The 13,287-nt window shown below is 73.6% G+C and carries 10 protein-coding genes; 1 reads left to right on the top strand and 9 read right to left on the bottom strand.

The features are described 5' to 3' along the window. Nucleotides 1–3: 3 nt before the first annotated feature. The 8 genes from gatC to OG624_RS28215 all read right to left on the bottom strand — a co-directional run bounded on the left by gatC (nt 4) and on the right by OG624_RS28215 (nt 9,461). Nucleotides 4–300: an Asp-tRNA(Asn)/Glu-tRNA(Gln) amidotransferase subunit GatC gene (gatC, locus tag OG624_RS28250; RefSeq protein WP_030010586.1), complete on the bottom strand. Its 297-nt coding sequence runs from the start codon at nt 298–300 to the stop codon at nt 4–6. 245 nt (nt 301–545) lie between these two features. Then, complete coding sequence (locus tag OG624_RS28245; protein ID WP_244290948.1) at nt 546–2,735, bottom strand: putative bifunctional diguanylate cyclase/phosphodiesterase; 2,190 nt, start codon at nt 2,733–2,735, stop codon at nt 546–548. Between the two features lie 385 nt (nt 2,736–3,120). Then, nucleotides 3,121–5,322 carry an NAD-dependent DNA ligase LigA gene (gene ligA, locus OG624_RS28240; protein ID WP_033224560.1) on the bottom strand — a complete coding sequence of 734 codons (2,202 nt, stop codon included), beginning with the start codon at nt 5,320–5,322 and terminating at the stop codon, nt 3,121–3,123. A gap of 31 nt (nt 5,323–5,353) precedes the next feature. After that, the gene (locus tag OG624_RS28235; RefSeq protein ID WP_161289201.1) at nt 5,354–6,337 is read right to left on the bottom strand and encodes a methionine synthase; all 984 of its coding nucleotides are present in this window, start codon (nt 6,335–6,337) and stop codon (nt 5,354–5,356) included. Continuing rightward, complete coding sequence (locus OG624_RS28230; RefSeq protein ID WP_078909574.1) at nt 6,334–7,023, bottom strand: SDR family oxidoreductase; 690 nt, start codon at nt 7,021–7,023, stop codon at nt 6,334–6,336. Before OG624_RS28230 ends, OG624_RS28235 begins: the two co-directional genes overlap by 4 nt. 49 nt (nt 7,024–7,072) lie before the next feature. Further along, entirely contained in the window at nt 7,073–7,987 is a 915-nt protein-coding gene (locus OG624_RS28225; protein WP_158711928.1) for a hypothetical protein, read from the bottom strand. Nucleotides 7,988–8,061: 74 nt separating this feature from the next. Continuing rightward, complete coding sequence (locus tag OG624_RS28220) at nt 8,062–8,406, bottom strand: DUF1330 domain-containing protein (RefSeq protein WP_371639954.1); 345 nt, start codon at nt 8,404–8,406, stop codon at nt 8,062–8,064. 89 nt (nt 8,407–8,495) lie between these two features. Beyond that, nucleotides 8,496–9,461, bottom strand: coding sequence for a GlxA family transcriptional regulator (locus OG624_RS28215; protein ID WP_237545310.1), 966 nt, complete (start codon nt 9,459–9,461; stop codon nt 8,496–8,498). A 116-nt stretch (nt 9,462–9,577) separates the two neighbouring features. Here OG624_RS28215 and OG624_RS28210 point away from each other — a divergent pair, with 116 nt between their 5' ends. Beyond that, nucleotides 9,578–10,501 (top strand): NADP-dependent oxidoreductase, encoded by a 924-nt coding sequence (locus OG624_RS28210; protein ID WP_033224546.1) that lies wholly within the window; start codon nt 9,578–9,580, stop codon nt 10,499–10,501. A gap of 220 nt (nt 10,502–10,721) precedes the next feature. Here OG624_RS28210 and OG624_RS28205 read toward each other — a convergent pair whose 3' ends face one another. Beyond that, the gene (locus OG624_RS28205) at nt 10,722–13,241 is read right to left on the bottom strand and encodes a helix-turn-helix domain-containing protein (RefSeq protein ID WP_371639953.1); all 2,520 of its coding nucleotides are present in this window, start codon (nt 13,239–13,241) and stop codon (nt 10,722–10,724) included. Nucleotides 13,242–13,287 lie beyond the last annotated feature (46 nt).

Raw genomic sequence — 13,287 nt, 5'->3', positions numbered from 1 at the left:
TTGTTAGTCCTCCCCCAGGATCTGCGGCACCTTGAAACGCTGCTGCTCCTGGGCGGGAGCACCGGAGAGCGCCTGCTCGGGGGTGAGCGACGGACGGACCTCGTCCGCGCGCATGACGTTCGTCAGCGGCAGCGGGTGGGAGGTCGGCGGGACGTCTTGGTCGGCGACCTCGGAAACGCGGGCGACCGCGCCGATGATGTCGCCGAGCTGTCCGGCGAAGTGATCCAGCTCGTTGCTGGACAGCTCAAGGCGCGCCAGCCGAGCGAGGTGGACGACCTCCTCGCGCGTAATGCCAGGCATGCAGCGATCCTCTGGGGGTGGGTGGATGTTTCGTTTCGGAGCCAATCCTATGGGGCGGGGCGCTCGGCCTGCGAAACGGTTTGCGCGGATGCCGGGACGGGCCGCTGCGCGAGGCCCGCAGACGCTGCCCGACCCGGCGCCTCGAACGCCGGCGGGGCCGGACGGTTCCGGCGTCGGCCGAATCAGCCTCGCCGGCGTTCGAGGCGCCGGGTCCGGGGCGGAGCCCCAGGAGCGGCGCCGCAGGGTCAGACCGCGTCGGCCTCCGCCGCGGCGAGTTCCGCCGTGATGTCCGCCGGGCGGCGCCAGCCGCGCTCGCCGCGGGCCAGCAGCCAGGCGGTGGCCTCCTGCGGGGGCATGGCGGCGGCGACGAGCCAGCCCTGGACGGCGTCGCAGCCCAGGTCCCGCAGTCGCTCCCAGGTCTCGTCGTCCTCCACGCCCTCCGCCACGACCAGCAGGCCCAGCGAGTGCGCCAGGTCCACCGTGCAGCGGACGATCTCCGCGTCCTGCGCGTCGACGGCCAGCCGGCCGACGAACGACCGGTCGATCTTCAGCTCGCTGACCGGCAGGCGGCGCAGGTGGACGAGCGAGGAGTAGCCGGTGCCGAAGTCGTCCAGGGACATCTTCACGCCGTGCCCGGTGAGCCCGGCCATGGTGTCGGCCGCCCGCTGGGGGTCCTCCAGCAGGACGTGTTCCGTTATCTCCAGCTGCAGCCCGCTCGCCGGGACCCCGTGGCGGGCCAGGCGGGCGGCGACCGCGCCCGCGAAGCCGGGGGTGTGGACGTCGCGGGGCGAGACGTTGACGGCCACCGGGACCTTGAGGCCCTGGGCCCGCCACCGCGCCACCTGGGCGAGGGCGGTCTCCAGTACGTACTCGGTCAGGTGCGGCATCAGCCCGGAGGTCTCGGCGATCGCGATGAACTCGTCCGGGGACACTCGTCCACGTTCCGGGTGCACCCAGCGCACCAGGGCTTCGAGCCCGGCGACCTGGCCGTCGAAGCGGACCTTCGGCTGGTAGTGGAGTTCCACTTCCCCGGCGTCCAGGGCTCTGCGGAGGTCGCCGAGGAGGCCCAGGCGGTCGGGGGTGTTGCTGTCCCGCTTGGACTCGTACACCTCGACGCCGGTGCGGTCGCGCTTCGCCTGGTACATCGCGACGTCCGCGCGCCGCAGCAGCCCCTCCGCGTCGAGCGCGTGGTCGGGGAAGACGGCGAGGCCCGCGCTGGCCTCCAGGACGAGCGTGAGGCCGTCCAGGTCGAGCGGGGAGCTGAGCTCCGCGACCAGGTGGCGGGCGATGCGCTGGGCGCTGGTGGTGGAGTCGGCGAAGGGGAGCAGGACGGCGAACTCGTCGCCGCCGAGCCGGGCCGCCTCGGCGTCCTCGGGCAGGGCCTGGCGCAGTCGTTCGGCGATCTGGAGCAGCAGGCGGTCGCCGGCCAGGTGCCCCAGCGTGTCGTTGACCGCCCGGAAGCGGTCCAGGTCGATGAGTACGAGGGCGGCCCGGGTGCCGGAGCGTTCGGCCTCGTCGAGGGCGGACCAGGCCCGCTCCAGCAGCCACTGCCGGTTGGGCAGTCCGGTGAGCGGGTCCCGCAGCTGTTCCTCGGCGCGGGCCCGGGCGATCCAGAGGGTGGAGTCCAGGGCGATCAGGGGTACGGCGAACAGCGGCAGCAGGACCGGCCGGCTGACGGCGACGACGCAGATGAGGGGGGCGATGCCGAGCAGCGCCACGGCCACTAAGGCCTGGCGGAGCAGGGCGGTACGGGCGACGGTGGGCAGCCCGTCACCGCGCGGGGCCAGCGCGACCCAGAGCAGGAACCGGGTGGCGAGCAGATAGGCGACGGCGACGAGGACGATCTCGGGGATCGCCTCCAGCCCCCAGTAGGCGGGGAGCCAGGGGGACTCCACGGAGGGCACCTCGCCGAAGGCGGCGAGTACGAGCGCTCCGACGCCGATGCCGAGGATGTCCACGGAGCCGTGCAGCAGCCCCTGCCGCCAGCGGTGTCGGCGCGCGGCCCCGACCAGGGAGACCACGGCCAGCGAGACGAGTCCGGCGGGGACCCATCCGTAGAGGACGAGCACGCCGAGGGTGAGGGCCGCGCCCGATCCGGTGCCGCCCCACCAGCGGTCGCGGCCGAGGGCGACGAGGTGGCCGACGATGATGCCGGTGAGGAGGGCCAGCGCCCAGCCGACCGGCCCGCCGGGGAACAGCGCATGACGACCGCTCAGCGCGGAGACGATGCCCAGGGTGAGCACGGTGACGGCGAGGCCCACGACGATGAACGGCAGCGCGCCGCGCCGTTCCTGCCCGCCCGCACCGGTGGGGACCGGTCGGGTCTCCGGTGTCCTGGCACCCAGGAGACCGAGCCTGCCCGTCCTGCCCGCCCGCATGGACGGGATTTCCCCGCCGAATTCAGGTGACGGGTCGGCGCTTTCGGTGGGTTTCATGCCCGTACCTCTCACAGCCGGCGATGCCGATGTCACGCGATGGCCCCGATGTCATGCCACCACGGCCGAAATCGCATCCTGCAGCCGTGCACGACAGGCGCACCCCTCAACAGTAGGACGCGCGAGGCTCCCAGGGGCAGCGGTCGGCAGTGGTTGCCCGAATGCGACCCAGCCATCCTCATCAGTACGGTATCCGCCGAACGGGTGAGTTTGGACCGGGCCCCCCTGTCACCCATCCGATGATCCGACAGTTCACCGCCCTGCGACCAGCCTTGTACCGGCCGTTTACCACCGTTCGCCGCGCCTGGCGTGCGCCCGCCCGTACGGCCGCACGCCACGCATCCGTTCGCCTTCGCTACTCCCCTTCGGCGATTCCCCCTCCGTACTACTGCGCCGCGCCCTCGCCGTCCACCGGGAGCGCGGCCTCGCGTGCCGCGTCCGGCCCCTGCTCCAGCAGCACGGCGAATCCGGCGTCGTCGAGGACGGCGAGCTTCAACTGCACGGCCTTGTCGTACTTCGAGCCGGGGTTGTCACCGACCACGACGAAGGAGGTCTTCTTCGACACGGATCCGGTGACCTTGGCGCCGCGGCTCTGCAGGGCCTCCTTGGCGCCGTCCCGCGTGTGGCTCTGCAAAGTGCCGGTGACGACGACGGTCAGCCCCTCCAGCGGCCGCGGGCCCTCATCCTCGGCGGAACCTTCCTCCTCCATCCGGACCCCGGCCTCCCGCCACTTGCGCAGGATCTCCTGGTGCCAGTCGACGGCGAACCATTCCTTGAGCGAGGCGGCGATGATCGCGCCGACGCCCTCGGTGGCCGTCAGCTCCTCCTCGGTGGCCTGCTCGATGCGCTCGATCGACCGGAACTCCCGGGCGAGGGCCTCGGCCGCGACCGGTCCGACGTGGCGGATGGACAGGCCGTTGATGACGCGGGCGAGCGGGCGGTCCTTGGCTGCGGCGATGTTCTCCAGCATGGCCAGGGCGTTCTTCTTCGGCTCGCCCTTCTGGTTGGCGAAGACCCTGACGATCTTCTCCTCGCCCGTCTTGGGGTCCCGCTTGGGCAGACCGCTGTCCTGGTCCAGGACGTACGCCTTGATCGGCAGCAGCTGCTCGATGGTCAGGCCGAAGAGGTCGCCCTCGTCCAGCAGGGGCGGCGTCGCCGGCTCCAGCGGGCCGGTCAGCGCGGCGGCCGCGACGATGCCGAAGTTCTCGATGTCCAGGGACTGCCGGCCGGCGAGGTAGTAGATCCGTTCGCGCAACTGGGCCGGGCAGGTCCGACCGTTGGGGCACCGGACGTCGATGTCCCCCTCCTTCATGGGCCGCAGCTCCGTCCCGCAGGCCGGGCACTCGGCCGGCATCACGAACTCCCGTTCGCTGCCGTCGCGCAGGTCCACCACCGGGCCGAGGATCTCGGGGATGACGTCGCCCGCCTTGCGCAGGACGACGGTGTCCCCGATGAGGACGCCCTTGGCCTTGACGACCTCCTGGTTGTGCAGGGTGGCGAACTCCACCTCGGAGCCGGCCACCTTCACCGGTTCCACCTGCGCGTACGGGGTCACACGGCCGGTGCGGCCGACGCCGACCTTGATGTCGATCAGCTTGGTGTTGACCTCTTCGGGCGCGTACTTCCAGGCGATGGCCCAGCGCGGGGCGCGCGCGGTGGAGCCGAGCCGGCCCTGGAGGGAGATCTCGTCGAGCTTGACGACCACGCCGTCGATCTCGTGCTCCACGGAGTGCCGGTTCACGCCGAAGTCCGCGATGAAGTCCCGGACCTCGGCGAGGGTGGAGACCACCTTGTTGTGCCGGGCGGTCGGCAGCCCCCACTCGTGGAGCAGCTCGTACGCCTGCGACTGACGCTCGATCTCGAAGCCCTCGCGGGCGCCGATGCCGTGCACGACCATGTGCAGCGGGCGGCTCGCGGTGACCTTGGGGTCCTTCTGCCGCAGCGAACCGGCCGCCGCGTTGCGGGGGTTGGCGAAGGGCTTGCCCTCCGCCTCCACCAGACGGGCGTTGAGCTCCTGGAACTTCTCCATCGGGAAGTAGACCTCGCCGCGGATCTCGACCAGGGTCGGGATCCGGTCGCCCCCCAGGCGGTCCGGGATCTCGGCGATGGTGCGGACGTTGGGCGTGATGTCCTCACCGGTGCGGCCGTCGCCGCGGGTGGCCGCCCGGGTCAGCCGGCCGTTCTCGTAGGTGAGGTTGACGGCGAGGCCGTCCACCTTGAGCTCGCACAGGTAGTGGTAGTCCGAGGTGTTCACGTCCCGGGCCACCCGCTCGGCCCAGGCCGCCAGTTCCTCGTCGTCGAAGGCGTTGTCGAGGGAGAGCATGCGCTCCCGGTGCTCGACGGAGGCGAAGTCCGTCTCGTACGCCCCGGCCACCTTCTGGGTGGGCGAGTCGGGCGTACGGAGCTCCGGGTACTGCTCCTCCAGTGCCTCCAGCGAGCGCAGCAGCTGGTCGAACTCGGCGTCGCTGACGACCGGCTGGTCGTTCACGTAGTACCGGAAGCGGTGCTCCTCGACCTGCTCCGCGAGCAGTGCGTGCTGATCACGCACCGCCGTCGGTACTGCCGTGTCCTGCTGTTCGGCTGCCATGCCGTGTCCTCCCGTGGCCCGTCTTCGACCGTCACTCAGGGTTGTCGGCGAGCGACCTCGCCGCCCTGACGCAATGCGCCTGCACCGCGCGGGCGTAGGCGGGTGAAGCGCCCGCCAGACCGCACGAGGGGGTGACCACGACGGACTCCGCCAGAGTCCCCGGGGCCAGTCCCAGCCTGCGCCAAAGCTTCCTGACACCCATGACGCTACCGCCCGGGTCCGACAACGGGGCGTCGGTGCCGGGCACCACTCCGGCGAAGAGTTTCGTGCCGCTCTCGACCGCTTCCCCGATGGCGTCGTCCTCGCGCTCGGTGAGCAGCGAGAAATCGAACGACACACCCGTGGCGCCGGCTCTGCGGAGCAGTGCGAAGGGGACCTCGGGCGCGCAGGAGTGCACGACGACCTCCCCGTCGTGGACGGCGAACAGGTCGCGCAGCGCGCCTTCGACGACCTGCCGGTCGACGGCGCGGTAGGTGCGGTAGCCGCTCGCGGAGCGGACCCGGCCGAGCAGGACGGCGGTCAGGGAGGGCTCGTCGAGCTGCAGCACGACCTGGGCCCCGGGGATGCGCTTGCGTACGTCGGCCAGGTGCTCGCGCAGGCCCTCGGCCAGCGATCCGGCCAGGTCCCGGCAGGCTCCCGGGTCCTGGAGCATGGCTTCGCCGCCGTGCAGTTCGAGGGCTGCGGCCAGCGTCCACGGTCCGACGGCCTGGACCTTGAGCTTGCCGGTGTAGCCCTGGGTGAACTCCTCCAGCGCGTCGAGGTCCTCGCCGAGCCAGGACCGGGACCGCTTCGAGTCCCGTCCCGGGCGGTCGCTGATGCGCCAGCCGCTGGGTTCGACGTGGGCGTACATGTCGACGAGCAGTCCGAGCGAGCGGCCGATCATGTCGGCGCCGGGCCCGCGGGCGGGCAGCTCGGCGAGGTAGGGGAACTCCTCGAAGGACCCGGTGACGGTCTTCGCTGCCTCACGGGCGTCGCCCCCGGGCAGCGAGCCGACGCCGGTCGCGCCGGCGCTCATCGGCCCGGCCGGACGCTCAGGTCGTTGACCTCGGCGTCACGGGGCAGGTCGATGGCCATGACGATGGTGGTGGCCACGGACTCGGGGTCGATCCAGTCGGCCGGGTCGTAGTCCTTGCCCTCCTGGGAGTGCACCTTGGCCTGCATGGGGCTGGCGGTGCGGCCCGGGTAGACGGAGGTGACGCGGATGCCGTGGGGCTTCTCCTCGTCGCGCAGCGAGTCGGCGAGCGCCTTGAGTCCGTGCTTGGAGGCGGCGTAGGCGCTCCAGTCGGCGTGGGCGCGCAGTCCGGCGCCGGAGTTCACGAAGACGATGTCGGCGTGGGAGGCGCGCAGGGTGGGCAGCAGCAGCCGGGTGACCTCGGCGGGGGCGATCAGGTTCACGTTGAGCTGCTGGTGCCAGGTCTTGGGTCGCAGCTCGCCGACCGGTCCGAGGTCGACGATCCCGGCGATGTGCAGCAGGGAGTCGATCCGCTCCGGGACGGCCTGCTTGGAGAACGCCCACGAGAGCCGGTCGGGATCGGCGAGGTCGCCGACGAGGGACGTGGCGCCGGGGTAACGGCCGACGAGCTCGCGGGCGCGGCCGGCGTCCCGGGCGAGGAGGACGAGGTCGTCGCCGCGGGCGTGCAGCCGGGCCGCGACGGCGGCGCCGATGCCGGAGCCGGCACCGGTGATCAAGTGAGTAGCCATACCGCCCATGCTCGCACCCCCGGGAGCGCGTGGGGCCCGAAGCCCGAGGTCAGGTGCCGACGGCGGCCGCGTACGCCCGTAGGACGGCGGCGCGGGCGGCGGCCGCGCGCTCCGCGGGGACGGCGGGGCCGAAGCCGTGGCCGATGGTGGCGTTCGGGAGCGCGGCCACGAGCCGGGCCCGTACGTCGCCCCGGGGCCCGGCCCACCGCTCCAGGGCTTGGTCCCGTACGTCGGCCAGCGCGGCGGCGCGGTCCGGTTCGGGCGGCGCGAAGCGGCCGCCCGAGGCCCGCTCGTGCTCGGCCCAGCGGTCCTCCCAGAACTCCACGGTCCAGCCGGGCCAGCGGTCGGCGAGGGTGCCGCCGTGGGCGCGGGCGGTGTTCAGCCACCAGCCGACCCGGCGCCGCTCGGGATCGACGTGGATGCCGGCGTCCGCCCGGAGCCGGTGGCTCCCGTGATCGGGTGCGTCCCGGAGCCGCTCCAGCAGGGCGGGGCCCTCCTCGACGGGGTGGTCGTCGATGTCGGCCAGGACGTGGCAGCGGTCGGCGCCGATGGTGACCACCGCGACCGGCGGGTCGGGGTCGGCCGGCTCCTCGTCGTCCCGGTCCAGCGCCGGGCCGGGGTACACGTCGGTGTCCCGCTCCCCCGGGTCGAGCCCGAGGTGGACGCGCAGCCCGGTCTGGCCGTCGTGGAGCCAGCGCACCTCCCAGCCCGGCCAGGCGCACCTCAGCAGCTCCAGGGTGGCGGCCCGGGTGCGCAGGGAGGCGATGGGCCCCTCCCAGGCGAAGAGCAGCAGGAGCCGGCGGGCCTCGTCGGCGAGGACGCCCGCCTCGACCATGTCGTCGGGGTACCAGTCGTCCTCCCGCACGTGCTCGCGCAGGAACGGGAGCGCCACCTCCGGCCCGGCCAGCAGGTCGAGGTCCAGCCCGACGGCGCCGTACGAGGAGCGATGGCGGGTGTGACCCACAGGGTCACCGGGGCCACCGGGGCCACCGGCGTGACCGGGGCCCGAGAGCACGAACACGGCGCGGTTGCCCATCGTCAGAGCCCCGCGGCCGCGCGCAGGGCGGCGGCCGTCGTCGAGGCGTCGTAGTCGAGCGGGACGCCCTCGACCAGGATGACCTCGCTGGCGATGTGGTCGGTGCGCAGCGGGAGGATGGCCTGGTAGGCGTCGGAGGCGTACCAGGCGCGGGCGCTCTCGATGTCCGGGAAGCCGATCATGACGACGGTGCCGGGGAAGGGGCCTTCCAGGACCTCGACCTCCTTGCCGTGGACGAGGAAGCGGCCGCCGAAGGGGTCGATGGTCGACTGCATCGTCTCGATGTACCGGAGGATGTCCTCGTTCATGGTCTCGGGACGGATGTGGGCGATGGCGTACGCGGTCATGGTCTGCTCCCCTGTGAACCGGGCCGCCGGTGCGGGCCGTTGATCCGATCCTGCCAGGGCGTCGGCCCCGACGGCGATTACCTCGCAGGTCACGCCGATGCGGGCTGGAAGGTCCGCCGGTAGGCGATCGGGGAGACGCCGAGGGTGGAACGCATGTGCTGACGGAGGGAGTTGGCCGAGCCGAAGCCTGCGCGGTGGGCCACCAGGTCGACGGGCAGGTCGCTGGACTCCAGCAAGTGGCGCGCCAGTTCCAGGCGTTGCGCGGTGAGCCATTGCACGGGGGTCATGCCGACCTCGTCGCGGAACCGCCGGGTGAAGGTGCGCAGGCTCATCCGGGCGTGCGCGGCCAGCTCGCCGAGGGTGACCGGTTCGGCGAGGCGTTCCAGGGCCCAGGCACGGGTGGCGGTGGTGGTGGCGAGCGTCGGCTCGGGGACGGGGCGGTCGATGTACTGGGCCTGGCCGCCGTCGCGCCAGGGCGGCACCACGCAGAGCCGTGCGGCCCGGTTGGCGACGCCCGTGCCGTGGTCCTGACGGATCAGGTAGAGGCAGAGGTCGATGCCGGCGGCCACGCCGGCCGAGGTGAGGACGTCGCCGTCGTCGACGAAGAGGACCTCCTCGTCGAGCCGGACGCGCGGGAAGCCCCGCTGGAACTCGGGCGCGTGCAGCCAGTGCGTGGTGGCGGGCCGGCCGTCGAGCAGTCCGGCGGCGGCCAGCACGTACGAGCCGGTGCAGAGGGAGACCAGCCGGGTGCCGGGCCGGATCGCCGCGAGGGCGTCGGTCAGCGGCTGCGGCAGGGGGGCGCCGTGCGCGAGCTCGTCCATGGCGTGCGTGGGCGTGACGATCACGGTGTCGGCGGCGGCGAGGGCCTCGGGGCCCGCCGAGACGCCGACGGTGAAGCCCGCGTCGCTGGCCACGGGCAGGCCGTCGGCGGTGCAGACGGTCACCTCGTAGAGCGGGTTCCCGGCCTCGTCCTGGGCGTTTCCGAAGACCCGGGAGGGGATGCCGAGCTCGAACGGAGGGACCCCTTCGAGGGCGAGTACGGCGATTCGGTGCATGGCCAGATCCTGACACATGGTGGCCGTACGGCCAACACCGCGCGGGTCGGCGAGCGGCCAGAGTGAGGTCATCGGTCGGGACACCGGCCGGTGGGAATCCAGCAAGGAGACATGTCATGCGCGCCGTCGTCGTCAGCAAGTGGGGCGGACCCGAGGTCCTCGTCGAGACCGAGACCGAGCGTCCGGAGCCCGGCATGGGCGAGGTCCTGGTCCGGGTCCACGCCGCCGGGGTCAACCCGGTGGACTGGAAGACGCGCGAGAGCGGCGCCCTGATCCCGTGGGGCCCGGTGCCGGCGGTCGGCTGGGACGTGTCGGGCGTCGTGGAGGCCGTGGGACCGGGCGTGACCCTCCACCGGGTGGGCGACGAGGTCTACGGGATGCCCCGCTTCCCGCAGCAGGCCGGCGCGTACGCCGAGTACGTGACGGCTCCGGCCCGGCACTTCGCCCCCAAGCCGGCCGGGCTGGACCACGTACAGGCCGCGGCCCTGCCGCTGGCCGCGCTGACCGCCTGGCAGGCCTTGGTGGACACGGCCGGGGTGAGCGCCGGACAGCGGGTGCTGGTGCACGCGGCGGCCGGCGGCGTCGGCCACCTGGCGGTGCAGATCGCCAAGGCCCGCGGCGCGTACGTGATCGGCACCGCGAGTGCGGGCAAGCACGCGCTGCTGCGTGAGCTCGGCGCCGACGAGGTGATCGACTACCGCACCACGGACTTCGAGGACGCCGTGTCCGACGTGGACGTCGTGATCGACGCCATCGGCGGGGACTACACCCTGCGCTCCCTGAAGGTCCTGAAGCCCGGCGGCCACCTGGTGACCCTGCCCGGCCCCGACTCCCTCCCGGCCGACCCGCAGGGCGTGCACGCCTCCTGGGTCCTGGTGGAGCCGGACCTGGGCGGTCTGCGGGAGATCGCCGCGCTCGTCGAGCAGGGCCTGCTGAAGCCGCTGGTCGACACGGTGCTGCCGCTGGAGCAGGCGGCGAAGGCCCACGAGATCGGCGAGCAGGGCCGCACCACCGGCAAGATCGTCCTGACCGTCGCCTGAGGACGGGGCGTCCCGGACCCGTCCGGGCGCCACGACCGCCGTGTTCCGCCCGCCGCCCCGGCCCGACGACCGGGGACGGCGGGCGGCCGCGTTCGTCCCCTCCCGGCGACGACGCATTCCGGCCGACCGAGACCGACCAGCGGTGCCGCACGGAGACGCCGATCGACTTCGCGGTGGCCGGGTCCGTGCCGGGTCGGCCCGCGGACCTGCTGGGCGACGCTCACCGGCCCGGACCATCGCCCCGGGACGACGTGGAGAGCACCGGGCGGGTGACCCCTCGGCCGGTGGGTCCGCCCCGCAGATGACGCTGGAGGCGCGCGTGGCGGAACTGGTAGACGGCGCCGACCTGGCGCAGGACACCGCGCCGGTAGGCGTCCTCCAGGAAGGCGACCGTCGCCCAGGGCAGGCGGCCGGTCAGCGGCAGCCAGATCCGGGTCAGGAGCACCCACTGGCCCCAGGCGGTGAACGCCAAGGCGTAGGAGAGCGCGCCCGCCACCCCACCCACGGCACCGAGCGCGAGCCCGTCGGCCATCGGCCAGGTCAGGGGGCCGACGACGCCCTGCAGCAGCTCGGTCATGAGCCGGCCGCCGAAGGCGATCACCAGGGTGAGCATCGGTGCGAGGAAGAGCGCCTGGCGCACCACGATGCTGCGGTTGACGGCCAGCAGATCCGTCGGGGTGGCGGCCGAGCCGAGGTCGATGGGGGTCTCCAGGGCGGCCACGAGTCCGAGGACGAGCCCGCCCGCCAGGGCGAAGACGAGCCCGTACATGAGGCAGTTGACGGCCGTCGCCTCGATCACCGCCGCATCGACCACCACGCCGCCGTACGTCAGCTGCGCGCCGACGGTGAAGGCGAGCCCGCAGCCGAGGCCCATCACGAAGCCGCCCAGCAGTCCGGCCGGGACCAGGGTGGCGAAGCGCCGGGAGGACGGTCCGGCGCCCCGCCCGCGGCGGCCGGGCAGCCGTATCCGGACCCGGGACGGTTCGAACGCCCGGATCCCGAGCACGGACATGAGCCCGTGGACCAGCCCGAAGGCGAGGCCGACGGCCGGGCCGAAGAGCAGGGCGTCCAGCAGACCCGTACCCAGCGCGAACGCGGCACTGCGACCGGAGGCCAGGTTCTTGGCCGGGAAGACCAGCCAGTCGGCGAGGGCGGTGACCAGGGAGCAGGCGAGGACGACGGCCAGGATCCGCGAGGGCAGCCCCAGCGAGTCGCGCAGCTGCCACCACGCCAGGTCCTGGCCCGCGCTGCGCCCGGGCCGCTCCAGGTGGTCGGCCAGGTGGCCCAGGTAGCGCCCGGCACGGTGCGGGTCCCAGCTACGGGGCCCGCGCGCGCGGCGGGCGCCCGGGACGGCCGTGGGCAGCTGCTGGTAGACGCTCGGCACGAACCCGGCCAGCAGGTGCTCCTCGATGGCCTCCGGGGTCGGGAAGCGTGCCTCGTCCAGCAGCACGGCCGGGTCCTGGGCCGGGGTGTCGCTGTAGGCGGTCCGGGCGAGCAGGACCATCAGCGGGGTGCTCAGCACAGACCTGAGGCGGGCGCCCGGCCCGCCGTCCGGGTCGGTGCGCAGCCGCTCCAGGACCGGGTCCCAGCCGGTGGCGGCCCGTCCGTCCCGGTCGGCGGGCGCGCTCGGGCGCGCGGTGCGGGGCAGGTAGTGGACCAGGTCGTCGGCGTCCAGGTCCAGCAGTTCGATGCCAGCGGTCCGGCGCAGCACCTCGACGCCGACGGCCTCGGCGAACTGTTCGGTGCGGCTGGTCAGCAGCAGGGGCAGCGAGCTGGCGTTGAGTTCGCGCAGGGCGACGGCGAGCGGTCCGGTGGCCATCTCGTCGAACCCGTCCAGGACCGGCAGGATCCATCCGGCGTCCACCAGGGCGGCGGCGAGGGTGGCGCCGCCGGGGCCGCGGGCGCCGAGGTTCGGGTGGTCGCGCAGCAGGCGGGCGATCAGCCAGTCGCGCAGGGTGGTGCCGGTCGGGTCCCACGATCCCATGCTGAAGACCACGGGCACCGGATCGCCGTCGGAGCGTGCGACCAGGTGGTCGAGGACGAACCGCAGGACGAGGACGGTCTTGCCGGAGCCGGCCCGGCCGAGCACCACCAGCCGCCCGGACCGGACGCGCCGGTAGACGTCGGCGATGTCGGCGAGGCCGCCGTCCAGGGACAGCGGGCCGTGGGCGGCGCCCGGCGGGGTGCCGCGGATGTCGTCCCGGTGGTCCAGCAGGTCGGCGGGGGCCGACCGCCACCGCACGGGCAGCGGGAAGGGGTCGTGGATGCGGCGCTGCTCCTCCTCGCGGATGCAGCGGGCGTAGACGTCGTGGGCGAGCGACTCGGCGGCCTCGGCCAGGGGGCCCCGGGACGTCGTCGGCGTCCGGTGCGGCGCCGGCCGGGCCGGACGGTCCGGTTCGGGCGCCCGATGCGGCACCCGCTCGGGCTCGGGCACCGCCTCCTCCGGTTCCGGTTCCGGTCCGGGGGCGCGTGCGGCGCGTAGGTCCTCCCCGGCGGCGGCCGCCTTGCCGCGGTGGGCGGCCAACAGGTCCGTCCACAGCTCGTCCCGGTCGCGCTTCAGCTCGTCGGCCAGCGCGTGCGCGACCTGCTTCACCGTGCCCATCCGGGCGTCGGTGGGCTTGCCGGTCTCCAGCCGGTGGATGGTGCGGACCCCGAGCCGGGACCGCTCGGCCAGTTGCTCCTGCGTCATCCCCGCCTCGTGCCGTAGCCCGCGGAGCAACGCGCCGAACTGGCTGCCCACCTGAATGCCCTTCCCCCGACGACGGCCCTGCCACGTGAGTCCGATG

Source organism: Streptomyces virginiae (assembly GCF_041432505.1).
Taxonomy (GTDB): domain Bacteria; phylum Actinomycetota; class Actinomycetes; order Streptomycetales; family Streptomycetaceae; genus Streptomyces; species Streptomyces virginiae_A.
Note: the sequence above shows the minus strand (reverse complement) of the source record. Positions and strands in the feature narration are given on the sequence as shown.

Bases quoted from the DNA above. Each gene is read 5' to 3' on its own strand.
- OG624_RS28230 (WP_078909574.1), bottom strand. From the start codon at position 7,023: ATGGCTACTCACTTGATCACCGGTGCCGGCTCCGGCATCGGCGCCGCC.
- OG624_RS28235 (WP_161289201.1), bottom strand. From the start codon at position 6,337: ATGAGCGCCGGCGCGACCGGCGTCGGCTCGCTGCCCGGGGGCGACGCC.
- OG624_RS28220 (WP_371639954.1), bottom strand. From the start codon at position 8,406: ATGACCGCGTACGCCATCGCCCACATCCGTCCCGAGACCATGAACGAG.
- OG624_RS28215 (WP_237545310.1), bottom strand. From the start codon at position 9,461: ATGCACCGAATCGCCGTACTCGCCCTCGAAGGGGTCCCTCCGTTCGAG.
- OG624_RS28245 (WP_244290948.1), bottom strand. From the start codon at position 2,735: ATGAAACCCACCGAAAGCGCCGACCCGTCACCTGAATTCGGCGGGGAA.
- OG624_RS28210 (WP_033224546.1), top strand. From the start codon at position 9,578: ATGCGCGCCGTCGTCGTCAGCAAGTGGGGCGGACCCGAGGTCCTCGTC.
- gatC (WP_030010586.1), bottom strand. From the start codon at position 300: ATGCCTGGCATTACGCGCGAGGAGGTCGTCCACCTCGCTCGGCTGGCG.
- ligA (WP_033224560.1), bottom strand. From the start codon at position 5,322: ATGGCAGCCGAACAGCAGGACACGGCAGTACCGACGGCGGTGCGTGAT.